Here is a 22,697-nt window from a genome sequence, read left to right on the forward strand (position 1 = left end):
CGGCTTTTCGGGTCATACTCACCGGTAACCCAGCGCCGGGAGCGGCGTCGTATTCCGGAAAGGGAGCCGTGATGGCCCGTCTCGCCCAGACCGCCGGCCTCACCGACGTGCAGTCGGAGATCCTCGCGACCGTCCGCCAGTTCGTGGACAAGGAGGTCATCCCGCACGCCCAGGAGCTCGAGCACTCCGACACCTACCCGGCGGACATCGTCGAGGGCATGAAGGAGATGGGCCTGTTCGGGATCACGATCCCGGAGGAGTACGGCGGGCTCGGCGAGTCACTGCTGACGTACGCGCTGGTCGTCGAGGAGATCGCGCGGGGCTGGATGAGCGTGTCCGGCGTGATCAACACCCACTTCATCGTGGCGCACATGATCTCCCGCCACGGCACCGAAGCGCAGAAGCAGCACTTCCTGCCGCGCATGGCGACCGGCGAGGTCCGCGGCTCGTTCTCGATGTCGGAGCCGGACCTCGGCTCGGACGTCGCCGCGATCAAGACCAAGGCGAAGAAGACCGGCGACGGTTACGTCATCGACGGCTCGAAGATGTGGCTGACCAACGGCGGCTCGTCGAACCTGATCGCGCTGCTCGTCAAGACCGACGAAGGGGCCGAGAAGGCCCACCAGAACCTGACCACGTTCCTGGTCGAGAAGCCGGAGGGCTTCGGCGAGGTGGCGCCCGGCCTGACCATCCCCGGCAAGATCGACAAGATGGGCTACAAGGGCGTCGACACGACCGAAGCGGTCTTCGACGGCTTCGGGATCGGTGCGGACATGGTCCTCGGCGAGGCGCCGGGCAAGGGCTTCGCGTACATGATGGACGGTGTCGAGGTCGGCCGCGTGAACGTCGCGGCGCGGGCGTGCGGCATCGCGATCCGCGCGTTCGAGCTCGCGGTGGAGTACGCCCAGCAGCGCAAGACGTTCGGCAAGGCGATCGCCGAGCACCAGGCCGTGGCGTTCAAGCTGGCCGAGATGGCGACGAAGGTCGAGGCCGCCCACCTGATGATGGTGAACGCGGCGCGCCTGAAGGATTCGGGCGAGCGCAACGACGTCGAGGCCGGGATGGCGAAGCTGATCGCTTCGGAGTACTGCGCGGAGGTCACGCAGGACGCGTTCCGCATCCACGGCGGGTACGGGTACTCGAAGGAGTACGAGATCGAGCGCCTGATGCGCGAGGCGCCGTTCCTGCTGATCGGCGAGGGGACGAGCGAGATCCAGAAGACCATCATCAGCCGCGGCCTGCTGCGGGAGTACAAGTCCCGCTCCTGAGGCCGCCACTTTCCCAGGGAAAGTGCGAAACGACTTGTCGACATGGGAAGTGTCCGGCCTTTCGGGGTAAGCGGCTCGCACGGTCCGGGCGTTCTTGACAAGATGGACGCCCGAGACCACGAGTGCGCAGGTGATGATGGTGAGTAGTCCCTTCGGCGGGAACCGGGCGCCCGGCAACCTGCCACGGCTGCCGACCCCGCCGACCGGCTGGCCGATCGGGTCGTACGCGACCTACGGCGAGGCGCAGCAGGCCGTCGACTTCCTCGCGGACAGCGAGTTCTCCGTCTCCGACGTCACCATCGTCGGCGTCGACCTGATGCTCGTCGAACGCGTCATCGGGAAGCTGTCCTGGGGGCGCGTGCTCGGCACCGGCGCGGTGTCCGGCGCCTGGTTCGGCCTGTTCGCCGGGCTGCTGCTCGGGCTGTTCGTCAACCAGGGGTTCGCGCTGCAGCTGCTCACCGGGCTGGTGCTCGGCGTGCTGTCCGGGCTGATGTTCGCCGCCATCGGGTACAGCATGTCGCGGGGGCGGCGGGACTTCTCCTCGGCGAGCCAGCTCGTCGCCGGCCGGTACGACGTGCTGTGCCAGCCGCGTTCCGCCGAGCAGGGGCGCGAATTGCTCGCCAAGCTCGCGCTCAAACCGAACCCCTAGCCGCCAACCCCTAGAACTGCGCCTCTACCAGCGAAAAATCACGATTCGGCGCGCGGTGGGCTGAATCGTTACCGATACTGCTTGCGGGGTGTGATCGCCCGGCATAAGTTGTCCGACACCAGTCGGGCGGCCTCGCCCAACCAGCGCGGCGGCCCGAGCACTAGCACGTCGGGGTGCTGGCGCGGTTCGCCTCATCGCGTCGCGGTGCCCACCGGGTACCGCGGTAACCGGCGTGCACGCGGGTGAGGAGGCCTTATGGGGAAGAGGATCGGCGCGGGCGAACGGGGACGCTCGCCCGGCCGTGCCGCGGTCCTGCTGGGGGCAGGGGCATTGGTGACCGGTCTGCTGGCCGGTTGCGGATCGGGCGGTGGACTGAAGATCAACGTCTACTACGCGCCCGAAGACAGCTTCCAGAAAGTCGTCGACAACTGCAACCAGGCGGCGAACGGCCGCTACGAAATCGTCTACAACAAGACGCAGCGCGCCGCGGACGACCAGCGCCTGCAGATGGCCCGGCGGCTCGCCGCCGGGGACACCTCGATGGACGTCCTCGGTCTCGACGTGACCTGGGTTTCGGAGTTCGCCGAAGCCGGCTGGGTCGACGAGTGGACCGGTGCGGCCAAGGCCGAGGCGTCGCAGGGCGTCCTGCAGGGGCCGCTGGAAACGGCGACCCACAACGGGAAGCTCTACGCGGCTCCGAAGAACACGAACGTCCAGCTGCTCTGGTACGACGACCGGATCACCCCGACCCCGCCGAAGACGTGGGACGAGATGATCCAGGAGGCGAAGGAGCTCAAGGCGCAGGGCAAGCCGTACGACATCGGTTTCCCCGGCGCGCAGTTCGAAGGGCTGGTCGTCTTCTACAACAGCCTCGTCGCGTCGATGGGCGGGCACATCCTGTCCGACGACGGCAAGTCCGTGGTGATGGACGACGGCGCGGTCAAGGCGCTCGAACTGCTCAAGACGCTGTCCTCGAGCGGGATCACCGACCCGTCGCTGTCCAACTCGAAGGAGGACCAGGTCCGGCAGGCGTTCCAGCGCGGTGACGCCGCGTTCCAGCTGAACTGGCCCTTCGTCTACCCGGCCTACGCCAAGGAGAAGCCGCAGGACCTCTCCCACTTCAAGTGGACGGTCTACCCCGAAGCGGTGCCCGGCACGCCGGCCAAGACCACCATCGGCGGGTTCAACCTCGCGGTCAGCTCGCTTTCGCAGCACAAGCCGGAAGCGTTCGAAGCGGCCCTGTGCCTGCGCAACCCGGAGAACCAGAAGTTCTCCGCGATCAACGACGGCGTGCCGCCGACCATCGAATCGGTGTACCACAACGACACGCCGCTCGACGCGGCCAAGCCGGCGAGCGACGACAACCCGAACATGGCGATCAAGTACCCGATGCGCGACTCGATCCTCGAGGCGCTGAAGGACGCCGCCGTGCGGCCGCTCACCCCGGCGTACCAGAACCTGTCGACGGTGATGTCGAAGCTGCTTTCACCGCCGGCCGAAATCGATCCGAAGGCCACCGCGGACAAGCTGCGGGAACAGCTCAGTGACGCGCTTCAGTCGAAGGGAGTGGTCCCGTGACCGTTCAGGACTCGACCCCGGCCGACGCCGCCGGGGCCACCGTCGCCAAGGAGGCGACGTCCCACAAGAAGGGCAAACCCGCGCTCTCCGAAGGGAAGAAGGCCGAACGACGGCTCGGGCTCTGGCTGTGCGCGCCCGCGTTCGTCGTGATGATCGCGGTCACCGGCTACCCGATCCTCTACTCGATCTGGCTGTCGCTGCAGCGGTACGACCTCCGGTTCCCGGCGCAGCAGGAGTTCGTCGGCTTCGACAACTACGGGGCCGTGCTGTCCAATTCGTACTGGTGGACCGCGTTCGGCACCACGATGTTCCTCACCGTGGTGTCGGTGGCGATCGAGTTCGTCCTCGGCATGGCGCTGGCGCTGGTGATGCACCGGACGCTCGTCGGACGCGGGCTGGTGCGCACGGTCGCGCTGATCCCGTACGGCATCGTCACGGTCGTCGCGGCGTTCTCGTGGTACTACGCGTGGACGCCGAAGACCGGCTACCTGGCGAACTGGCTGGCCGCCGACGGCGCACCGCTCACCGAGCAGTGGCCGTCGCTGTTCATCATCATCGGCGCCGAGGTGTGGAAGACCACGCCGTTCATGGCGCTGCTGCTGATGGCCGGCCTGGCCCTGGTGCCGGACGACCTGCTCAAGGCCGCCGCGATGGACGGCGCCAGCGCGTGGCAGCGGTTCACCAAGGTGATGCTGCCGGTGATGAAGCCGGCGATCCTGGTGGCGCTGCTGTTCCGCACACTGGACGCGTTCCGCATCTTCGACAACATCTACGTGCTCACCTCGGGCGCGCAGGACACCGGGTCGGTTTCCATGCAGACCTACAACAACCTGGTCAAGGGGCTCAACCTCGGGATCGGATCGACGATGGCGGTGCTGATCTTCCTCACGGTCGCGATCATCGCCTTCATCTTCATCAAGGTGTTCGGCACGGCCGCGCCGGGCACGGACGACGGGGGTAAGCGCTGATGGTGATGGGAACCGTCACGACGGGCCGCAAGGTCAGGTGGGGCCTGGTCGACATCCTCGTGCTGGTGTTCGCGCTGGTGCCGGTGCTCTGGGTGGTTTCGCTGTCGTTCAAGACCAAGGACACGCTGACCGACGGGAACTTCATCCCGCGGTCGTGGACCTGGCAGAACTACGCGGACATCTTCCAGACGTCGGAGTTCCTGCTGGCGCTGGTGAACTCCATCGGCATCGCGATCATCTCGACGGTGATCGCGGTGGTGCTGGGCACGATGGCCGCGTACGCGATCGCGCGGCTGGAGTTCCCCGGCAAGCAGCTGCTGGTCGGGCTCTCGCTGCTGATCGCGATGTTCCCGCAGGTGTCGCTGGTGACGCCGCTGTTCAACATCGAGCGGAACCTGGCGCTGTTCGACACGTGGCCGGGGCTGATCCTGCCCTACATCACGTTCGCGCTGCCGCTGTCGATCTACACGCTGTCGGCGTTCTTCCGGGAAATCCCGTGGGAGCTGGAAAAAGCGGCGAAGATGGACGGCGCGACGCCGGCCCAGGCCTTCCGGAAGGTGATCGCGCCGCTGGCCGCGCCGGGCGTGTTCACCACGGCGATCCTGGTGTTCATCTTCTGCTGGAACGACTTCCTGTTCGCCATCTCGCTGACGTCGACCACGGCGTCGCGCACGGTACCGGCGGCACTGTCGTTCTTCACCGGGTCCTCGCAGTTCGAGGACCCGACCGGGCAGGTGAGCGCGGCGGCGGTCGTGATCACCATCCCGATCATTGTGTTCGTGTTGTTCTTCCAGCGTCGCATCGTGGCGGGGCTGACCTCCGGTGCGGTGAAGGGGTAGCGCTATGGCAGAGATCGTGCTCGACAAGGTGTCGAAGAAGTACCCCGACGGCGCCCTCGCAGTGTCCGAAGTGGACATCACCATCGCCGACGGCGAGTTCATCATCCTGGTCGGCCCGTCCGGCTGCGGGAAGTCGACGACGCTGAACATGGTTGCCGGCCTGGAGGACATCTCCTCGGGCGAGCTGCGCATCGACGGCAAGCGCGTCAACGAGAAGGCCCCGAAGGACCGGGACATCGCGATGGTGTTCCAGTCCTACGCGCTCTACCCGCACATGAGCGTCCGGGAGAACATGGCCTTCCCGCTGCGACTGGCCAAAGTGGACGACAAGACGGTGCGGGCGAAGGTCGAAGAGGCGGCGACGATCCTCGACCTGACCGCGCACCTGGACCGCAAGCCGGCCAACCTCTCCGGTGGCCAGCGCCAGCGCGTCGCGATGGGCCGGGCGATCGTCCGGAACCCGAAGGCGTTCCTGATGGACGAGCCGCTGTCCAACCTGGACGCCAAGCTGCGCGGCCAGATGCGGACGTCGGTGTCGAAGATCCAGAAGCAGCTCGGCACCACGACGCTGTACGTGACGCACGACCAGACCGAAGCCATGACACTGGGCGACCGGGTCGTGGTGCTGCGGGCCGGGTACGTGCAGCAGATCGGCTCGCCGCAGTTCCTCTACGACAACCCGGCGAACCTGTTCGTGGCCGGGTTCATCGGCTCGCCGTCGATGAACTTCGTCCCGGCGACGCTGGAGAACAACGAGCTGCGCAGCGCACTGGGCACGACGCCGCTGACCGACCGCGTCCGCCGGCTGGTGGAGCGGGCCGACGCCCCGCGTGAGCTGATCGTCGGCATCCGGCCGGAGCACTTCGAGGACGCGGCACTGGTGGAGGCCGGTCAGAAGTCCGGCGGCGCCACCTTCACCGCGCACATCGACGTGCTCGAGTCGATGGGGTCGGAGAAGTTCGCCCACTTCACGCTGGAGGGCGAAACGGCGACCTCCGAGGAACTGGCGGAACTGGCCGCGGACAGCGGTTCGTCCGACGTCCCGGGCGGCGAATCCCAGGTCGTGGCCCGCCTGTCGGCCGAGTCGTCCGCGGCGGAGAACGCGGACCTCGAGGTCTGGTACGACGCGGACAAGATCAAGCTGTTCGACCCCTCGAACGGCAAGAACCTGACGTACGAGGACTGAGCCGCCGGTGGTTCGTGAAGGCCACCTCGAGGAACGAGAAGTTCCTCGAGGTGGCCTTCACGGCGTTTCAGGGGGTCGGCAGGCGCGGGAAGATCGACGTCGCCGCCGTGCGGGCCAGTGCGCACGTGGCGTCGTTCGCCGTGCCCGCCGTCTCCACCACGCTGATCTCCGCCAGCTCGCGGCGGCCCGGCAGGCCCGGGGCCGGCTGGGTGGTGTCGACCAGGCAGAACGCGCCCGCGGTCCGGACCCGGGCCGGGCGGCCGCCGAGGGTTTCCGGTGGGGTGGCGGCCGGCGTCGTCTCCACCGTCAGCTTGAGGCTGACCTTGCCGCGGATGCAGCTGTGCCCGGACAGGCCGGTCGTCGGCTTGCTGCCCGGGCCCGCGGCGCCGTCGAGGTCGTGGTTGTCGAGCAGCACGCACGGCGCCACCCGCCCCCACGACCGGTCCGGGAACGTCAGCCGGCCGACCTTGCCCGCGGTGACGGCGGTCAGGACCGAGCCGATGGTCGCGTCCGCGACGCCGCAGCGGCCGGCCTGGTCGGTGCCGGTGTCGGTGACCGACAGGTCGAGCCGGTTGCCGTCGGCGAAGGTGATCGCGCGGGTGCACGCGCTGCGGTCGTTGAACATCGACTGCTGGATCGCCACGCCGTCGGGCACCGGGCCGGCGTAGGCGTAGGGCTTGAGGTTCGGATCGGAGTCGAACGCCAGCGGCCCGAGCTGGATCGCCTGCGCGCCGCGGGCGGCCTGGCAGGTCTCGAACGTCGGCACGGCGACCGCGCCGGGCGCCACTTCGGCCACGTTCAGGAGGCTGCAGAAGTCGATCGTGCCGAAGTCGCCGAGCGCGGTGGACGTCGTCAGCGGCGACGGGCCGGACCGGTCGGGCGCCGCCTGCGTCGTCGAGCACGCCGCCGTGAGCAGGGCGCAGAACATCGCGACGGCCAAGCTTTTCGCACGGGGGTACACGGGGTGCAAGTATCACCACATCGGCCGGAAAAACCAGCCCTGACGGGGACATCTCTCAGTATTTCCGGTACCGCGGGCGGCGAACCCGCAGTTCAGGCGATTTCCGGCCGGGCGGCCGGGTTTTGCCGGGCTCACGAATGTTTTTCGGCTTTACCGTCCCCTAAGGGAGCGGTCCTTCCCGCGAGCGATGCGGCGGCGGGTCCTCCGGTGGTGAACTGGGTTCATCGGAACTTCGAGGAAAAGGAAACGACGATGAGCGCACCGGTCACCCGGCGACTGTCCCGCCCGCACCACGGCCGCATGATCGGCGGCGTCTGCGCCGGCTTGGCGCAGCGGTGGGGCATGAAGCCCGGCACGGTCCGGCTGCTGGCCGTGCTGTCCTGCCTGCTGCCCGGCCCGCAGTTCGTGGCCTACCTGGTCCTGTGGGCGGTCATCCCGTCCGAGTGATCGCCGCTACCCTGCGACGGTGCGGTGGGACGGGGCGCTTCGCGAATTGCTCGAAGGCGAGCCGACGCTGGGTTTCCTGCACCTGGCGGACGCGCTCCGGCCGGCACCGGGGGAGTGGCTGCCGGCCGCGTCGGACGCGCTGCCGGAGCTGCTGCGGCACGTCGAGGACCGGCGAGCCCCGATGCGCCCCGAAGTGCTTTTCGTCGTCGAGGAGGTCGCCCGCGCCGCCCGCGCCGCGACGCCGGACGAGCGCTGGCCCGCTGTCTGGGCGGCGGCGGTCCCGAGGCTGACCGCCCTGCTCGACGATCCGGCCGCCGAGGTCCGGCGAGCGGCCGCGCTGGTGCCGGCGGCCGATGGCGCGGCGCTGCTCGACCGCTTCGGGCGGGAACGCACCGATGCCGTCCGCGTCGGGCTCGTCGTCGCGATCGCCGAGCAGGGCGGCGAGAGCGTGCTGCCGTGGCTGGCCGAGCGGGCCGCCGAAGCCGTGCTCACCCTCGCCGCGCTGACGTCGATCGCCCGGATCACCGGCGAAGCCCCGGTGGACCGGCTCATCGGAGCGCTGCGTGGCGACCTGTCCGCATACGAAGGCCTGCACGGCTTTCACGAGCCGGCGCACGTCCTGGAGTGGGCGGTCGCGCCCCTGGCGCCGGGGCCGCGGGCGGCGGTGCTGCTCGCGCTGACCACGCACCCGCCGCTGCACGCCGCGGTGTTCGACGTCGCCTTCGCGCTCGTCTCCGCCCGGCGATCGGTGACCGGGGCGCTGGTCCCGGTGTTCGGGCGGTTGCTGGAAACGGCGGAGCGGGGCCGGGCCGCCGCGGTGCTCGCGTCCGTGGCACCGGCGTCGGCCGCGTACGCCGACCGGCTGTTCGCGCTGACGGAGGACGACTCCCCGGCGGAGCAGCTCGGCGCGTACGTCGTCGCCGAGGTCCGGGACGTGGCGTTGTGGGCGCTGCTGCGGCTGCGGGATCGCCGCGCGGTGGCGCCGCAGCTGGCCCGGATCCCCGACCGGGTGCGGGCAGCACAGCTCGCCGTCAACGGGGCCTGGCACCTGACGCCGCTGGGGCAGGCGCCGCTGCTGCGCGAGCTGTTCGGCGGTGTTCCGGAGTTCGCCGCCGAGATCCTGCCGTGGCTCGGCGACCTCTTGCGGCACCCGGCGGACGCGCCGACCGTGCTCCAGGTGACGCGCTTGCTGACGGCGTGGGGCCCGGTGGCCGCTCCGGCGGCGCACTACCTGATCCCGCACCTGGGTTCGGCCGACCCGCGAGTCGTGGAATGGTGCGCCGACGCGCTCGGGGCGCTGGGCGCCGGCGACGAGCGGGTGCTGAGCGAGGCCGCGCACCGCGCGGAGCTGCCGTGGGCGGCCCGCAGTGCGGCTGCGACCACGTTGGCTCTCCTCGGCGGCGATCCGGCGGCCGCCGACGACCTCCTGGCCGAAGGTCTCGCCCGCCGCGAACCGGCGGCGGTCCGGCGCCTGGCCTCCCTCGGTCCGGCGGCAGCGCACCACGCGCCCGCGCTGCGGCAGTTCGACGGCGAAGAAGTGGCGGTCGCCTGCGCGCTCGCGTGGCTGACGGGAGACGTCGAGGCCCTGCTCACGGAAGCGGCGCGAGGGACGGCCGAGGCCGTGCGGACGCTCGCCGAGCTGGGTCCGCTCCCCGCGGCGGCGGCCCCGGTGCTGCGCGGCCTGCTGGCTAGGGACGAGCGGCTGTCGTCGCCGGGCGGGTGGCGCGGGATCGTCGAGGACGACGCGATCCGCGGGGACGCTGCCCGGGCCTTGGCGAACTGCGTGGACTGAGCCTCAGGGGCGCCAGCAGGACATGGCCTCGTCGACCTCGTCCACCCCGAGCGGCGGGCGGGGCAGCTTCGACGGCTTGCCGGGCTCGGCGCGCAGGCCGTCGAGCAGCATCGCGAGGCAGCGGCGCCACAGGTCCGGCTCCACCGCGGACGTGAACTCGATCACCGAGCCGATCATCATGTGCAGGAGCGGGGTGTCCGTCGGGGAGAAGTCGGCGCGCAGGCCGCCCGCCTCCTTTGCTCGTTCGACGAGCTGTGTGATCAACGGCACCAGGCGGGCTTTTTCCTCCGCGACGTGCTCGTGGCCGAACTTGTTGGACAGCATGATCTCGCGCAGCCCGCGGTCGCCCGAGTGAAGCTCGATCGACTTCCAGGTGAAGTCCACGAACGCCTGCCACGCGTCGTCGGCCTTCAGCGCTTTCTCCGCGAGGTCGCCGATTTCCTCCATGCGCTCGGCGAACATGGCCTCGACCAGGTGTTCCTTGCTGGGGAACCGGCGGTAGACCGTGCCGACGCCGAGGCCGGCGTGGTGCGCGATGTCGTCCAGCGTGGCTTCGAGCCCGCGCTGGCCGAACACCACGCGGGCCGACGCCAGGATGCGACGGCGGTTGAGTTCAGCGTCACGCCGCAGCGGCCGCGCCGGTGCGGCGGGACCAGCGTCCCGTGCCATACCGACCAGTCTAACGCGTCAAGTAGAGGCGCCGTCTCCGGTTTGTGTGTACCTTGGGTCGCGTAAGGGGAGATACCTACTCCACATAGCTTCCTGATCACTCCCAGTGAGGGGACACCCATGTCCGAATCCACTCTCGCCGTCGCGCCGCCGGGGGACGCGCGCGCCGCCGAGAACCCCCACCACAGCCGGCGGTGGCTGATCCTGGTGATGATCGGCATCGCGCAGCTGATGGTCGTGCTGGACGCGACCGTCGTGAACATCGCGCTGCCGTCGGCCCAGGTCGACCTGGGGTTCTCGAACGACGCGCGCCAGTGGGTCGTCACCGCGTACGCGCTCGCGTTCGGCAGCCTGCTGCTGCTCGGCGGACGGCTCGCCGACCTCTTCGGCCGCAAGAACGCGTTCCTGGTCGGCCTCGCCGGCTTCGCCGCGGTGTCCGCGCTCGGGGGCGCGGCCGCCAACATCGAGATGCTGCTGATCGCGCGCGCCGCGCAGGGTGTGTTCGGCGCGCTGCTCGCGCCCGCCGCGCTTTCGCTGCTGACCACGACGTTCACCGACCCGAAGGAGCGCGGCCGCGCGTTCGGCGTCTTCGGCGCCATCGGCGGTGGCGGTGCGGCGATCGGCCTGCTGCTCGGCGGCGTGCTGACCGAGTACCTCGACTGGCGCTGGTGCATGTTCGTCAACATCATCTTCGCCGTCGTGGCCTTCGTGGGCGGCTCGTTCCTGCTGCGCCGCCAGGAGGCCGGCGGCCCGCGCCCGAAGCTCGACCTGCCCGGCACGATCACCGCGTCGGCCGGTCTGTTCGCCCTGGTCTACGGCTTCGCGAACGCCGAGTCGGACTCGTGGTCCGCCGTGTCGGTGTGGGGCTTCCTCGCCGCCGGCGTCGTGCTGCTGGGCGTGTTCGTGTGGCTGCAGCAGCGCGTTTCGCACCCGCTGCTCCCGCTGCGCGTGCTGCTCGACCGCAACCGCGGCGGCTCGTACCTGGCGATGTTCCTGCTCGCCATCGGCATGTTCGCGATCTTCCTGTTCCTGACGTTCTACGTGCAGCAGAACCTGAAGTTCACGCCGATCGAGAGCGGCGTCGGCTTCCTGCCGATGGTCGCGACGCTGATGCTGTCCGCGACGACGGCGACCGCCGTGCTGCTGCCGCGCTTCGGCCCGCGCCCGCTCGTCCCGACCGGCATGGCGATCGCCGCCGTCGGCCTGTTCTGGCTGAGCGGCATCGGCCTCGACAGCACCTACACCTCCGGCGTGCTCGGCCCGCTCCTGGTGATGGGCTTCGGCATCGGCCTGGCGATGGCGCCGTCGATGAGCGTCGCGACCTTCGGGGTCGAGGCGCACGACGCGGGCGTCGCGTCGGCCGCGGTCAACACGATGCAGCAGGTCGGCGGTTCGATCGGCACGGCGCTGCTCTCGACGCTGGCCGGCAACGCGGCGACGGCGTACCTCGCGGGCAAGGTCCCGACCCCGCAGCTGGCGGCCGAGGCGTCGATCGAGAGCTACACGACGGCGTTCACCTGGGCGGCCGTGATCTTCGCGGTCGGCGCGGTGCTCAGCGGCCTGCTGCTGCGCCCGGGCGTCCCGAAGGGCGAAGCCGCTCCCGGCGCCGTCCACATGTAGGACCCCGCCGGAGCGGGCCTTCGGGGGCCCGCTCCGGCGCGTCAGGCGACCAGGCCGTGGCGGTAGGCGTAGACGACCGCCTGGACGCGGTCGCGGAGGTCGAGCTTGGTGAGGATCCGGGAGACGAAGGTCTTCACGGTTTCCGGGCTGATGAAGAGCTTCGCGGCGATTTCGGCGTTCGAAAGGCCGTCCGCGATCAGGCGGAGGACCTCCAGCTCGCGGGGCGTCAGCGGGTGGTCGGGCGCGGTGCCGGCGGGCCGGATCCGGGCAGCGTGCCGTCCCACCAGCCGGCGCGTCACCTCCGGGTCGAGCAGCGCCGCGCCGGTGGCCACGGTCCGGATCCCGTGCAGCAGCTGCTCCGGCGGCGCGTCCTTGAGCAGGAACCCGCTCGCGCCCGCGCGCAGGGCCTCGTAGACGTACTCGTCGAGGTTGAACGTCGTCAGCACGAGCACCTTGACCGGGTGCGCGACGCCGGGCCCGGCCAGCAGGCGGGTGGCTTCGATGCCGTCGAGCACCGGCATGCGCACGTCCATCACCACGACGTCCGGGCGCAGCCGGCCGGCGAGCTCGACCGCGGCCCGCCCGTCCCCGCACTCGCCCGCCACCTCGAAGTCCGGTTGCGCGCCGATGATCGTCACCAGTCCGGTGCGGATCAGCATCTGGTCGTCGCAGACCAGGACCCGGATCGGCGCGGTCACGGGCGGTTCCCGGTGGGGATCCGAGCGCGCACGACGAACCCGGTGCCCTGCCGGTCCGCGCTGAAGTCGCCGCCCAGGACGCCGACCCGTTCACGGAGACCCGCCAGGCCGCGCCCGCTCCCGCCGGGCGACGCGCTGCCCGGGCCCGCCGTGCTGACCGCCACTTCGATCTCCTGTTCGCCGTGGCGCACCCGCACCGAGGTGCGGTTGCCGCGAGCGTGCTTGAGGGCGTTGGTCAAGGCTTCCTGCACGACCCGGTAGGCCACGAGGTCGGCGCTGCCCGCGGCGTCGGACGGCGTGCCCTCCTCGGCGAACTCGACCGGCTGCCCGGCCTCGATCGCGTGCTCCACGAGCGTGCGGAGCCCGCCCGGCGGCGGCGTGATCCCGGGGCCGTGGTCCGGGTTGAGCAGGTCCAGCAGGTGCCGCAGGTCGGCGATGGCCCGGCGGCCGGTGCCGGTGATCGCGGTCAGCGACTCGCCGAGGCGGTCGGGGGCGGCGGTCAGGTACCGGGCCGCTTCGGCCTGCACGACCATCGCCGTCACGTGGTGGGTGACGACGTCGTGGAGTTCGCGGGCGATGCGGGTGCGTTCGGCGGCGCGGGTGTCCTCGGCGACGCGGCGGCGGCGTTCGGCCTCGGCGGTGCGGGCGGCGCGCAGCCACGCGCCGATGCCCCACGCGAACACCAGCAGCAGGTAGAACGTGACGAACTCTTCGACCGGCTCCGTGCCGAGCCGGAAGAGGACGACCGCCAGCGGGACGTACGCGATGGAGAACAGCACCGCGGTGACGCGCCTCCGCGACCCCAGGTGGGCGCCCGCGCTCAGCAGCGCGACGGCCAGTGCCGCGCCCGAGACCGAGTGGTAGCCGCGGAGCTGGTCGACGGCGAAACCGAGCGACACCACCGCGAGGCACCCGGCCGGCCACCGCCGCCGGGCGGCGAGCGGGAGGCACTCGAGGCCGACGGCCACGAAGGCCAGCGCGTCGAAGGGGCGCTGCGGGAGGCCGCCGAGCTGCGTCCCGTGGCTCTGGACCGCGGGCAGGAACGCGGCCGCCAGGAAGAGCAGCCCGAGCGGGAGGTCCCGCGCGGTGACGTCCAACCGGCGCCACCGCTCCAGGAACCGCTCGATCACCGGGAAAGTGTAGTGACGGTGTCGACCCGCTTGGTGCCACCGCGGGGCACCAGGTTGCCGCGCCGGTGGGCCAGCCACAGGAACGCGCCCGTCCCCAGGAGGCAGAACAGCAGCGAGTACAGGCTGCCTTCCGGGCCGAAGGCGCCGCCGGTGACGGCGACCGACCCCGACGTCACGCCGTCCAGCAGGCCCTGCGGCGTGCCGTTGCCCGAGACCTCCGTGCCGAACAGGCCGGCCGCGGCGAAGTTCCAGCCGAAGTGCACGCCGATCGGCACCCAGAGCTTGCGGGTGGCGACGTAGGCGGCGGTCAGCAGGCCGCCGGCCTCGATCGCGATGGCGAGGGCGCCCCACAGCGTCGCGTGCTCGTTGAACAGGTGCGAAAGACCGAACAGCACCGCGGTCAGCACCAGGGCGAGCCAGGTGCCGGCGCGCTCCTCGATGATCCGGAACAGCACACCGCGGAAGAGCAGTTCCTCGGTCACCGCGGCGGCGGCCATGAAGCCGACCAGCCCCACCGCGCCCGTCACCGTGCCCCAGCCGCGGACCTCGTAGTCCCCGAGGAGCGCGATGTTCGCGATGACGGCCGTGAACAGCGCGACCCCGACGAGCGTGCCCCAGCCCAGCCCGGTCGCCGGCCTGGCCAGCTCCGTCACCGGGCGCTGCTCGGTCCGGCGCACCACCCACCGGTACACCACGACCGTGAGGACGGCGGTCACCGCGCCGAGGACCAGCGTGAGCCACGGGTTCCCGGCCACCGCGTTGACGGCTTGGCCGCCGAGGAACGCGATCGCCGCGACGGCCGGCAACTGCCAGAGCAGCCTCATCAGTAACTCCTTCGCCGATTCCGCGGCCGATGTGCCGCGACTGCGACGAACGCTAGGGAGCCGGCGGCCCGGAATCGTCCCCGTGCGGTGGACACCTGCGCGTAGCTCGCACGGGGGACGCTTGAACCTTTCCGGCGGTCCGCGCACTAGTAAGACTGGTAACGGGCGAAGGAGGCCGGGTGGGGGCGTCGAGAGACCTCGATTTCAGCGACTACTTCGCCGCGCGGGTCCAGCGGTTCCGCCGGGTGGCGTTCGCCCTGTGCGGCGACTGGCACGGCGCGGAGGACCTCGTGCAGGCGATGTTCGTCCAGCTGTACCGCCGGTGGCGCCGGGTGCGGCCGGACACGGCCGACGCGTACGCGCGCCGGATCCTGCTGAACCTCTTCCTGGCCGGGCGGCGGAAGTCGGGGCGGGAGTACGTGACGCCGTCGCCGCCCGAAGCGGCGTCGCCACCGGGCCGGGACACCCCGCTGCGCCTCGACGTGGAGCGGGCGCTGGCCGGGCTGACGCCGAGGCAGCGCGCGATGGTCGTGCTGCGGTTCCTGGAGGACCTGCCGGTGACCGAAGTGGCGTCCCTGCTGCGCGTCGCCGAGGGCACGGTCAAGTCCCAGACGGCCCGCGGGGTCGAAGCCCTGCGCACGGCCCTGCCGGCGCCGACGAGCGAGGAGTGGTGATGGAAGACGTCCGGTCCTTGCTGACGACCTACGTGACCGAAGACGAGCCTCCGATCGGCCTGTCGGGCGACGGGGTCCTCGCGGCGGCGCGCGCCTCCCGCCGCCGTCACCTGCTGACGGGAGCGGCGGCGCTGGCCGTGGCGGTCCTCGCGCTCGTGCTGACGGTGGTGGTCCTGCCGGACCGCGGTTCGGTGGCGAACGTCCCGTGCCCCACCGCGTCCGACACGCGGGAAGCGCTGGTCGACCGGTTGAGCTGCGTGGTGGGTCGCGCCGTGCGCTCGCTGCTGCCCGCGGAGGCGCAGATCACGCGCCTGACGATCCCTGGTGAGATCCCGCCGGCGGACCCGTTCCACCTGATCGCCGACCCGGCGGGCGACGCGCCCCGGGAGGCGCTGTTCCACATGGGGGTCCGGGTGACGGACGCGGCGGGCTCCGGTTCGGTGTACGTCCTGATGCTGCCGGGCAACGCGGGCGGGCCGCCGTGCGGCGAGCCGGAGGAAGTCTCCTGCCGCACGGAACCGACACCCCGGGGAGTCATGTGGTTGTCGACCCTGCGCTCCGGCGACGTCACGACCCACCGCGTGGCGCTGGCCGGCGCGGGCTTCCTCGTGCAGTTCTGGTCGAACGACAGCGGGGTGCTGCAGCAGTCGGGCGTCCGGCTGCCGAAGCAGCGCGAGGAACCGACGTTGACGCCGGCCCAGGTGCGCCGGCTGGCGCTGACCCCCGGCCTGGACTTCTGACCCCGGCCCCAAGCGCCCCAATGTGGCGTTCGGTGCGTCAGACGCACCGAACGCCACATTGGGTGCGCTGGACGCAACCAACGCCACATTGGGGTGCTTCTAGTGCCGCCGGGACCGCAGTGTCTCGATGACCTCGTCGTCCCAGCGGTGGGTGCGGATCAGCCGGTACCGCTCCGCCGCCACCCACATGTACGCCTCGGCGTCCGTCCGGTCCCCGATCAGGCCCGCCTGCCGCAGCATCGCCACCACCGGGCCGAACTCCTCGTCGAACCACCGCTGCGCCACGCTCGCGCGGTCGCAGAACTTGCCCTCGTCCTGCATCAGCCGGAAGCCCCACGCCTCCACGTGCTCGCCCAGCCGCGCGTAGTCCCACGGGTCCGACACGATCACCGACGCCCGCGCGTGGCCCGTCAGCGGGACCCGCTCCAGGAACAGGCGCCGGTAGTCCTTGACGATCAGGTCGCCGCGGTGGCGGATGCCGCTCGGGTCCAGCTTGGTCCGGACCACCGTCACCGCGGCCTCTATTGTGGACAGTCCCTGCGCGATCGCGACCGAAACCCGGTGGTGGCCGTCGATGATGAAGTGCAGCTCGCCGACGCGGTAGACCTCGATCGGCGGGATCTCCTCGCCGCGGCGCGCCGCCAGCGCCAGGCGCTCCCAGCGTTCGCGGACGCGGGCCGACGTCGGGCGGAAGCGGCGGTCGAAGTCGCGGCTGCGGTCGACCGTGCCGACGATCGAGTCCAGCTTGATCACCCGCAGCCCGATCCGGTGCTCGCCGAGGTACCCGAGCGCCTCCACGACTTCGTGGAACGGCAGCATGATGTTGACGTCGTCGGGCTCGCGGCGCAGCCACGTCGAGAGCCGCGAAAGCACCTGGCCCCGGCGCGCGCGGAGGAAGTCGTTTTCCGCGTCGGCGCGGGGGAACCCCGTCTCCTTCATGAGAACTCCATGATCCGGTGGCCCACCACGTTGCGGATCCGGGTGTCGCCGACGACCCGGTCCGGCACCGGCTCGCCGTGGGGGTGGATGTGGCCGTGCAGCAGCCACTTCGGCCGCAGCGCGTCGATCGTCCGGTGCAGGCACGCGAACCCGCGGTGCGGCGGATCCGCCCGGTCGCCGAGGTCGAGCGGCGGCGAGTGCGTCAGCAGGACGTCGACGTCACGGCCGTCGCGACGGCGCCGCCACTTCGCGCGCCGCACCAGACCGCGTGCCCGCCGCGCCTGCTGGCGCTGCGTCCACTGGTTCGGCCCGTCGTTGTAGCGGATCGAGCCGCCCAGCCCGGCGAACCGGATCCCGGCGACGTCGACGACCCGGCCGTCGGCGTTGACGCCGCCCGCCGGGCCCGGCCAGACCGTCGGGAAACCGTCCTTCATGGACAGCCCGCCGTAGCGCGTGTAGCCGCTCAGGTCCGGGTCGTGGTTGCCCGGCACGAACACGCACGGCACGTCGAGCGCGCCGGCCAGGAACGCCAGGTAGTCGTAGGGGAGGTCGCCGGCACCGATGACCAGGTCGACGGAGACGGCGCGGACCGCGTCGGTCCACAGCCGCTCGTCGACCTCGTCGGAGACGACCAGCGCTTTCGGCACGCACCCAGGGTACGACGCCCGGGCCTCATTTCATCCCGTGCGCGAACCCCGGGTCGGCGACGATGACGAAAGTGATGACGACGATCCAGAGCACGCTGAGCGCGAGCGCCCAGAACTTGAGGTTGGACAGCATCCGAGGCATCACGAATTCTCCTGCACTGATTCCGGTGGAAAGAAAGGGGACCTAGAGCCAGCCGTTCTTCCGGAATATTCGGTACAGCAACAGGCAGATGCCGAGGATCACGGTGATCACCAGCGGGTACCCGAACTTCCAGTGCAGCTCGGGCAGGTAGTCGAAGTTCATCCCGTAGATGCCGGCGATCATCGTCGGCACGGTGATGATCGCCGCCCACGACGTGATCTTGCGCATATCGGTGTTCTGCTGCAGCGAAATCTTCGCGACCGTCGCGTCGACCAGAGTGGACAGCAGTTCGTCGAACGCCGCCACCCGTTCGGACACCGTCGTGAGGTGGTCGGCGACGTCGCGGAAGTAGGAGCGGACCTCGTCCGGCACCAGCCGGGTGTAGCCCTCGGCCAGGCGCTGGATCGGCGTCGCCAGCGGCATCACCGCCCGGCGCAGCTCGAGGACCTCCCGCTTCATCAGGTAGATCTGCTCGGCGCTGACCTGCGACCGGGGCGCGAAGACCTGCGCCTCCATGACGTCGATGTCGTTCTCGATCCGGCCCGTGACGTCGAGGTAGTGGTCGACGACGTGGTCGGCGATGGCGTGCACGACCGCGGCCGGGCCCAGCTGCAGGCGCTCGGGGTCCTCGTCCAGCTCCCGGCGCAGCCGCGCCAGCCCCGAGTGGTTCCCGTGCCGCACGGTGATGACGAAGTCGCGGCCGAGGAAGACCATGAGCTCGCCGGTCTCGACGATCTCGTTCGCCGTTGTGGGTGACTCGTGTTCGACGTACCGGACGGTTTTCACGACGAGGAACAGCGTGTCGTCGTAGCGCTCCAGCTTCGGCCGCTGGTGCGCTTCGAGCGCGTCCTCGACCGCCAGCTCGTGCAGCCCGAAGGTCTCGGCGATGCCCTGGATCTGCTGCGAGTCCGGCTCGTGCAGCCCGATCCAGACAAAGCCTTCGTGGCGCTTGCGGACCTCCTTGATCGCCTCGATGTGCGTCCAGCGGCCGGGCAGGCGCTCGCCCGCGACGTACACCGCGCAGTCGACGACGTAGGCGGACAGCGGTACCGGGACGGGCCGGACGGGGACGGCGCCCTTGTTGCCGCGGCCGCGAAGGCCGCCGAGCGAGGGAATGGCAGGCATGGGATCTCCTGGGCGTCGTGCGTGGTCGTGCGAGACGACTGACCAGGGGCGGACCGCGTCCGCCCGGCGACACCAGCGTTCCCGGAGGTGGGGAAAGGCCTACCTGGAGACGACCCGTGAGGTGGGAACGCTGGGACTACTAGGGAGCGGACTATCGCCACTGCTCATCGGGTTCCTCACCTCCTTCGGGCCGGGTGCAGAGTGGTGGGGCTCGCGTTGACGCGCGAGAACCGATGGTTGAGGGTACTCCTCACTACGGATGCGTGTCGTACCAGCCTCACGCGGTGTTACGCGGACAGGAGAAGACGAGTGCAGTTCGGTCGGTACTACGAGGAGTTCGAGGTCGGTGCGGTCTACAAGCACTGGCCGGGCAAAACGGTCACCGAATACGACGACCACCTGTTCTGCCTGATCACGATGAACCACCACCCGCTGCACCTGGACGCGCACTACGCCGAAGAGACGACCGACTTCGGCAAGAACGTCGTGGTGGGGAACTACGTCTACTCGCTGCTGCTGGGCATGTCCGTGCCCGACGTCTCCGGCAAGGCCATCGCGAACCTCGAGGTCGAATCGCTCAAGCACGTCAAGCCGACGTTCCACGGCGACACCATCTACGGCGAGACCGAGGTGCTCGACAAGACGCCGTCGAAGTCGAAGGACGACCGCGGCGTCGTGTACGTCGAGACGCGCGGGTACAAGCAGGACGGCCTGATCGTGTGCACCTTCCGGCGGAAGGTGATGGTGCCGAAGCGCTCGTACGGGGAAACTCGGGGCGGGGAGCAGCCGGGCCGGCCGGTGCCGCACGAATGAGGCTCTGATGGACCTGGACGCGATCAAGGACGTACTGCGCACGTTCGCGGAAGTCGAGGCCCGCGGGGTCTCGCCGCTGTACGAGCACCTGGCCATGCAGGCCGCCGAGGACGACGACGTCGCCGGGCTGCTGTCGGTCGCGCGCGACGGCGAGGTGCGCGCGACGCTGCTGATGGCGACGGCGCACCGGCTCGTCCAAGCCGACCCGATCCACCCGCTGTCCCGCTACTACCCGTCACTGGGCGGTTTCGACGGCGTCGACTCCGAGACGTGGCCGCTGTTCCGCTCGTTCCTGCTGGAGCGGTCCGAGAAGGCGCGGGCGCTGATTTCGTCGCGGTACACCCAGACGAACGAGGTCCGCCGGGCGGCGCTGCTGTACCCGGGCGTGGCACGGGCGGCTCGCGAAGCGGGCGGGAAGGTCGCCCTGCTGGAAGTCGGCTGCTCCGCGGGCCTCTTGCTGGGCATGGACCGCTTCGGCTACCGCTACCAGTGCGACGGCGGCGAGCAGCTGACGGCCGGCCCGGCCAAGTCGGCGGTGGGCTTGCACTGCGCGCTGGACCTGGCCCCGGGCGCGGTCGCGCCGAAGCTCCCGAAGAAGCTCGCGGTGACGGACCGGGCCGGCCTCGACCGCGCCCCGGTGGACCTGTCGGACGAGGACGAGCTGGCCTGGCTCGAGGCCTGCGTTTGGGCCGACCAGCCCGACCGCATCCGGCTGCTGCGCACGGCGGCGGCCGAGCAGGCGAAGCACCGGCCTCGGCTGATCACCGGCGACGGGGTAGCGGGCTTCGCTTCGGCCGCCGAGTCGTTGGCGGGGCCGTTGGTGGTCCTGACCAGCCACGTCCTGGCGTACTTTTCGGCTGCGCAGCGGGCCGGGTTCGTAGCGGAGCTGGCTTCGCTGGCGGCTTCCCGGCCGATTTGGTGGGTGTCGGAGGAGTTCTACGGGGCGGGGCTGGAGCAGGTGCTGCCCGGCCGGGCGGATCTCGCCGGTGGGGACGGGCTGGCGACGCTGGGCGTGGTCCGGTGGGAGGACGGGAAGGCGGAGGCGCACGCACTGGCGCGGACGGCCCCGCACGGGCAGCGGATGACCTGGCTCCCGCTCTAGCCTCGCCGGCTTGCTGGCTCCCCGGCTCTAGCTTCGCTGGCTCGCCCGCTGTCCCGCGGCGCGCGGGCCGGCTGCCTGCCTGGCTGCCTGGCTTGCTGCCCGGCTGCCCCGGCTGGCTGCCCGGCTGGCTTGCTGGCTGCCCGGCTGGCTTGCTGGCTCCCCGGCTGCCTGCCTGCCTGGCTGCCTGACTTGCTGCCCGGCTGCCCGGCTGGCTGCCCGACTGCCCGACTGCCCCGGCTGGCTGCCCGGCTGGCTTGGTGCCTGGCCCGCTGCCTGCCTCGCTGGCTCCCGCTGTCCCGCAGCGCGCGGGCTGGCTGCCCGGCTGGCTTGCTGGCTCCCCGGCTCCCTGGCTCCCCGGCTCCCCGGCTCCCCGGCTCCCCGGCTCCCGCGGTCCCGCGGTCCCGCCGCGCGCGGCCCGGCTGTCTCGAATGAGTCATTCAGGGCCTTGGATGTCCCGAATGACTCATTCGAGACAGCCCGGCGGCCCCAGCAAGCCCGCTGGGAGGCCGCTCAAGCCCGCGGCAACGCTCCCCAGTCACGCAACGTCACGTACAGGAGATCCACCAGCTCCCCGGCCGCGTCCATGTCCGAAAGGTCTGCCGCATCGGCCCAACGTGCGTCCGACGCGTCGTCACCCGCCGTGAGCACCCCGCCCGTCACCGCACAGGCGTAGTCGAAGATCAAGTACGGCCCGCGCCGGACGCTCCCGATCACTGTGCCCGGAATCACGTCCAGTCCGGTCTCTTCGCGAAGCTCCCGAATTACCGCCGTTTCGTCCGTTTCGCCCGGTTCAACTCGGCCACCCGGCAGCGACCATTGCCCCGAACCGGGGTCATTGCGGCGCCGGATGAGCAGCAATCGGCCGTGGTCGTCGAACGCGATGCCGCCGACGCAGCGGATCGTGGTGCTGGTGAGACCCTCCATGTCCCCAACGGTAGACGTGACCGAACTGAAAACGGATGTCCTGTACACGGAGAGTAGCCGTACGGTACACTTCGGACCACGTGCTGACCCAAGCGCGGGACTTACCTCCCGTGCGCCAGTTGAGTGCGGTACAACGTAAAAAGTCTGTTGTCCGGTGTCACCGTAAGAGACGGGATTTGATCGCGGTGAACGTGAAGAAGATTGCGGGCCTCGCCGGTATCGCGTTGGTGCTGTTCTTCGTCATTGCCCAGCCGGGGCAGGCCGCTGGCCTCGTCGGCAACATCATCCAGTTCCTCCGTGACTCGGCCGAATCGGTGATCACCTTCGTCAGCAACGTCTTCAAGGGCTGATCGAGGGCTACCCTCGAGCCATGTTCGCGCCACGCGACCCCGACGAGTACCTCCTCGACACCGAGCGGCGGGTCATCCGGATCCGCCGCCACTGGGCGGTGCTGCTGTGGGACACCTTCGAGGCGGCCGCACTGCTGGCCATCTGCGTCCTGGTGTCCTACTTGCTGCCACCGGCGCTTTACATCGGCCAGAACATCCTCTGGTACGTCGCGCTGCTCGTCGTGCTGCGGTTCGCCTACGTGGTGATGGAGTGGTGGGTCGAGCGGCTGGTGGTCACCGACAAGCGGTTCGTCATGACCACCGGGGTGTTCACGACCAAGGTGCTGATGATGCCCATCAGCAAGGTCACCGACCTCAGCTACGTGCGCACCGCCACCGGCCGCATGATGGGTTACGGCACGATGGTCGTCGAGTCGGCCGGGCAGATCCAGGCCCTCAACAAGATCGACTTCCTGCCGCGGCCCGAAGAGTTCTACGACACGATCTCGGAGCTGGTCTTCGGCGACAAGCAGAAGCAGGCCGAGCGCTTCTCCATGATCAAGGCCCAGCGGGCCGCCCGCGGCAAGAAGCCGGTCGGCTGAGTCTCATCCCGCCGAGCGTGTGACGCAGCGC

The 22,697-nt window shown here is 70.4% G+C and carries 24 protein-coding genes; 15 read left to right on the forward strand and 9 right to left on the reverse strand.

What is annotated here, in order from left to right; genetic code table 11:
- The first annotated feature begins 71 nt into the window (after positions 1 to 71).
- The 6 genes from AB5J73_RS17660 to AB5J73_RS17685 all read left to right on the forward strand — a co-directional run bounded on the left by AB5J73_RS17660 (position 72) and on the right by AB5J73_RS17685 (position 6,488).
- Positions 72 to 1,268, forward strand: coding sequence for an acyl-CoA dehydrogenase family protein (locus tag AB5J73_RS17660; protein WP_370970769.1), 1,197 nt, complete (start codon positions 72 to 74; stop codon positions 1,266 to 1,268).
- A gap of 133 nt (positions 1,269 to 1,401) precedes the next feature.
- Entirely contained in the window at positions 1,402 to 1,917 is a 516-nt protein-coding gene (locus AB5J73_RS17665) for a general stress protein (protein ID WP_163046823.1), read from the forward strand.
- A 255-nt stretch (positions 1,918 to 2,172) separates the two neighbouring features.
- Positions 2,173 to 3,495 carry an ABC transporter substrate-binding protein gene (locus AB5J73_RS17670; protein ID WP_370970770.1) on the forward strand — a complete coding sequence of 441 codons (1,323 nt, stop codon included), beginning with the start codon at positions 2,173 to 2,175 and terminating at the stop codon, positions 3,493 to 3,495.
- The gene (locus tag AB5J73_RS17675) at positions 3,492 to 4,463 is read left to right on the forward strand and encodes a carbohydrate ABC transporter permease (RefSeq protein ID WP_370970771.1); all 972 of its coding nucleotides are present in this window, start codon (positions 3,492 to 3,494) and stop codon (positions 4,461 to 4,463) included. Before AB5J73_RS17670 ends, AB5J73_RS17675 begins: the two co-directional genes overlap by 4 nt.
- Complete coding sequence (locus AB5J73_RS17680; RefSeq protein ID WP_086858878.1) at positions 4,463 to 5,302, forward strand: carbohydrate ABC transporter permease; 840 nt, start codon at positions 4,463 to 4,465, stop codon at positions 5,300 to 5,302. Before AB5J73_RS17675 ends, AB5J73_RS17680 begins: the two co-directional genes overlap by 1 nt.
- 4 nt (positions 5,303 to 5,306) lie before the next feature.
- On the forward strand, positions 5,307 to 6,488 hold the full coding sequence (locus AB5J73_RS17685; protein ID WP_370970772.1) for an ABC transporter ATP-binding protein: 1,182 nt from the start codon (positions 5,307 to 5,309) through the stop codon (positions 6,486 to 6,488).
- A gap of 67 nt (positions 6,489 to 6,555) precedes the next feature.
- On the opposite strand, the gene AB5J73_RS17690 is transcribed toward AB5J73_RS17685, so the two are convergent.
- Positions 6,556 to 7,416 carry a hypothetical protein gene (locus AB5J73_RS17690; RefSeq protein ID WP_370973218.1) on the reverse strand — a complete coding sequence of 287 codons (861 nt, stop codon included), beginning with the start codon at positions 7,414 to 7,416 and terminating at the stop codon, positions 6,556 to 6,558.
- Between the two features lie 285 nt (positions 7,417 to 7,701).
- On the opposite strand from AB5J73_RS17690, the gene AB5J73_RS17695 reads away from it, so the two are divergent.
- Together AB5J73_RS17695 and AB5J73_RS17700 are read left to right on the forward strand one after the other, a co-directional pair.
- On the forward strand, positions 7,702 to 7,896 hold the full coding sequence (locus AB5J73_RS17695) for a PspC domain-containing protein (protein WP_370970773.1): 195 nt from the start codon (positions 7,702 to 7,704) through the stop codon (positions 7,894 to 7,896).
- Positions 7,897 to 7,915: 19 nt separating this feature from the next.
- Entirely contained in the window at positions 7,916 to 9,688 is a 1,773-nt protein-coding gene (locus tag AB5J73_RS17700; protein ID WP_370970774.1) for a hypothetical protein, read from the forward strand.
- Positions 9,689 to 9,691: 3 nt separating this feature from the next.
- Here AB5J73_RS17700 and AB5J73_RS17705 read toward each other — a convergent pair whose 3' ends face one another.
- A complete protein-coding gene (locus AB5J73_RS17705; RefSeq protein ID WP_370970775.1) occupies positions 9,692 to 10,357 on the reverse strand; it encodes a TetR/AcrR family transcriptional regulator in 666 nt (221 codons plus the stop codon).
- A 120-nt stretch (positions 10,358 to 10,477) separates the two neighbouring features.
- Here AB5J73_RS17705 and AB5J73_RS17710 point away from each other — a divergent pair, with 120 nt between their 5' ends.
- Positions 10,478 to 11,977 carry an MFS transporter gene (locus AB5J73_RS17710; RefSeq protein WP_370970776.1) on the forward strand — a complete coding sequence of 500 codons (1,500 nt, stop codon included), beginning with the start codon at positions 10,478 to 10,480 and terminating at the stop codon, positions 11,975 to 11,977.
- Positions 11,978 to 12,018: 41 nt separating this feature from the next.
- Here the strand turns inward: AB5J73_RS17710 and AB5J73_RS17715 are convergent, their stop codons facing one another.
- The 3 genes from AB5J73_RS17715 to AB5J73_RS17725 are packed head-to-tail and all read right to left on the reverse strand — an operon-like array spanning position 12,019 to position 14,629.
- Positions 12,019 to 12,675 (reverse strand): response regulator, encoded by a 657-nt coding sequence (locus AB5J73_RS17715; RefSeq protein WP_370970777.1) that lies wholly within the window; start codon positions 12,673 to 12,675, stop codon positions 12,019 to 12,021.
- Positions 12,672 to 13,805: a sensor histidine kinase gene (locus AB5J73_RS17720; protein WP_370970778.1), complete on the reverse strand. Its 1,134-nt coding sequence runs from the start codon at positions 13,803 to 13,805 to the stop codon at positions 12,672 to 12,674. Before AB5J73_RS17720 ends, AB5J73_RS17715 begins: the two co-directional genes overlap by 4 nt.
- A complete protein-coding gene (locus AB5J73_RS17725) occupies positions 13,802 to 14,629 on the reverse strand; it encodes a lysostaphin resistance A-like protein (protein ID WP_370970779.1) in 828 nt (275 codons plus the stop codon). Before AB5J73_RS17725 ends, AB5J73_RS17720 begins: the two co-directional genes overlap by 4 nt.
- Positions 14,630 to 14,808: 179 nt before the next feature.
- Between AB5J73_RS17725 and AB5J73_RS17730 the strand changes: the two genes are divergently transcribed.
- Together AB5J73_RS17730 and AB5J73_RS17735 are read left to right on the forward strand one after the other, a co-directional pair.
- On the forward strand, positions 14,809 to 15,303 hold the full coding sequence (locus tag AB5J73_RS17730; RefSeq protein ID WP_370970780.1) for a SigE family RNA polymerase sigma factor: 495 nt from the start codon (positions 14,809 to 14,811) through the stop codon (positions 15,301 to 15,303).
- Positions 15,303 to 16,043, forward strand: coding sequence for a hypothetical protein (locus AB5J73_RS17735; protein WP_370970781.1), 741 nt, complete (start codon positions 15,303 to 15,305; stop codon positions 16,041 to 16,043). Before AB5J73_RS17730 ends, AB5J73_RS17735 begins: the two co-directional genes overlap by 1 nt.
- Positions 16,044 to 16,142: 99 nt before the next feature.
- Here AB5J73_RS17735 and AB5J73_RS17740 read toward each other — a convergent pair whose 3' ends face one another.
- From AB5J73_RS17740 to corA, 3 genes are all read right to left on the reverse strand, one after another.
- Positions 16,143 to 16,982: a chromosome partitioning protein ParB gene (locus AB5J73_RS17740; protein WP_086857204.1), complete on the reverse strand. Its 840-nt coding sequence runs from the start codon at positions 16,980 to 16,982 to the stop codon at positions 16,143 to 16,145.
- Positions 16,979 to 17,629: a metallophosphoesterase gene (locus AB5J73_RS17745; protein ID WP_370970782.1), complete on the reverse strand. Its 651-nt coding sequence runs from the start codon at positions 17,627 to 17,629 to the stop codon at positions 16,979 to 16,981. The genes AB5J73_RS17740 and AB5J73_RS17745 overlap by 4 nt, the downstream gene beginning before the upstream one ends.
- A 184-nt stretch (positions 17,630 to 17,813) precedes the next feature.
- Complete coding sequence (corA, locus tag AB5J73_RS17750) at positions 17,814 to 18,896, reverse strand: magnesium/cobalt transporter CorA (protein WP_370970783.1); 1,083 nt, start codon at positions 18,894 to 18,896, stop codon at positions 17,814 to 17,816.
- Positions 18,897 to 19,205: 309 nt separating this feature from the next.
- Here corA and AB5J73_RS17755 point away from each other — a divergent pair, with 309 nt between their 5' ends.
- Positions 19,206 to 19,709, forward strand: a complete 504-nt coding sequence (locus tag AB5J73_RS17755; protein WP_013223004.1) for a MaoC family dehydratase — start codon at positions 19,206 to 19,208, stop codon at positions 19,707 to 19,709.
- Positions 19,710 to 19,716: 7 nt separating this feature from the next.
- On the forward strand, positions 19,717 to 20,811 hold the full coding sequence (locus AB5J73_RS17760) for a DUF2332 domain-containing protein (RefSeq protein ID WP_370970784.1): 1,095 nt from the start codon (positions 19,717 to 19,719) through the stop codon (positions 20,809 to 20,811).
- Positions 20,812 to 21,321: 510 nt separating this feature from the next.
- Here the strand turns inward: AB5J73_RS17760 and AB5J73_RS17765 are convergent.
- Entirely contained in the window at positions 21,322 to 21,735 is a 414-nt protein-coding gene (locus tag AB5J73_RS17765; protein WP_370970785.1) for an NUDIX hydrolase, read from the reverse strand.
- Positions 21,736 to 21,920: 185 nt separating this feature from the next.
- Here AB5J73_RS17765 and AB5J73_RS17770 point away from each other — a divergent pair, with 185 nt between their 5' ends.
- Positions 21,921 to 22,085, forward strand: a complete 165-nt coding sequence (locus tag AB5J73_RS17770) for a hypothetical protein (RefSeq protein ID WP_163046845.1) — start codon at positions 21,921 to 21,923, stop codon at positions 22,083 to 22,085.
- Between the two features lie 20 nt (positions 22,086 to 22,105).
- A complete protein-coding gene (locus AB5J73_RS17775) occupies positions 22,106 to 22,666 on the forward strand; it encodes a PH domain-containing protein (RefSeq protein ID WP_125307077.1) in 561 nt (186 codons plus the stop codon).
- Positions 22,667 to 22,697: the final 31 nt, after the last annotated feature.

The organism is Amycolatopsis sp. cg9, from assembly GCF_041346945.1.
In the GTDB taxonomy this organism is placed as follows: domain Bacteria; phylum Actinomycetota; class Actinomycetes; order Mycobacteriales; family Pseudonocardiaceae; genus Amycolatopsis.

Coding starts and splice junctions, on each gene's coding strand:
- AB5J73_RS17725 (WP_370970779.1), bottom strand. CDS start 14,629: ATGAGGCTGCTCTGGCAGTTGCCGGCCGTCGCGGCGATCGCGTTCCTC.
- AB5J73_RS17775 (WP_125307077.1), top strand. CDS start 22,106: ATGTTCGCGCCACGCGACCCCGACGAGTACCTCCTCGACACCGAGCGG.
- AB5J73_RS17765 (WP_370970785.1), bottom strand. CDS start 21,735: ATGGAGGGTCTCACCAGCACCACGATCCGCTGCGTCGGCGGCATCGCG.
- AB5J73_RS17740 (WP_086857204.1), bottom strand. CDS start 16,982: ATGAAGGAGACGGGGTTCCCCCGCGCCGACGCGGAAAACGACTTCCTC.
- AB5J73_RS17705 (WP_370970775.1), bottom strand. CDS start 10,357: ATGGCACGGGACGCTGGTCCCGCCGCACCGGCGCGGCCGCTGCGGCGT.
- AB5J73_RS17760 (WP_370970784.1), top strand. CDS start 19,717: ATGGACCTGGACGCGATCAAGGACGTACTGCGCACGTTCGCGGAAGTC.
- AB5J73_RS17735 (WP_370970781.1), top strand. CDS start 15,303: ATGGAAGACGTCCGGTCCTTGCTGACGACCTACGTGACCGAAGACGAG.
- corA (WP_370970783.1), bottom strand. CDS start 18,896: ATGCCTGCCATTCCCTCGCTCGGCGGCCTTCGCGGCCGCGGCAACAAG.
- AB5J73_RS17680 (WP_086858878.1), top strand. CDS start 4,463: ATGGTGATGGGAACCGTCACGACGGGCCGCAAGGTCAGGTGGGGCCTG.
- AB5J73_RS17665 (WP_163046823.1), top strand. CDS start 1,402: ATGATGGTGAGTAGTCCCTTCGGCGGGAACCGGGCGCCCGGCAACCTG.
- AB5J73_RS17695 (WP_370970773.1), top strand. CDS start 7,702: ATGAGCGCACCGGTCACCCGGCGACTGTCCCGCCCGCACCACGGCCGC.
- AB5J73_RS17690 (WP_370973218.1), bottom strand. CDS start 7,416: ATGTTCTGCGCCCTGCTCACGGCGGCGTGCTCGACGACGCAGGCGGCG.
- AB5J73_RS17685 (WP_370970772.1), top strand. CDS start 5,307: ATGGCAGAGATCGTGCTCGACAAGGTGTCGAAGAAGTACCCCGACGGC.
- AB5J73_RS17660 (WP_370970769.1), top strand. CDS start 72: ATGGCCCGTCTCGCCCAGACCGCCGGCCTCACCGACGTGCAGTCGGAG.
- AB5J73_RS17710 (WP_370970776.1), top strand. CDS start 10,478: ATGTCCGAATCCACTCTCGCCGTCGCGCCGCCGGGGGACGCGCGCGCC.
- AB5J73_RS17670 (WP_370970770.1), top strand. CDS start 2,173: ATGGGGAAGAGGATCGGCGCGGGCGAACGGGGACGCTCGCCCGGCCGT.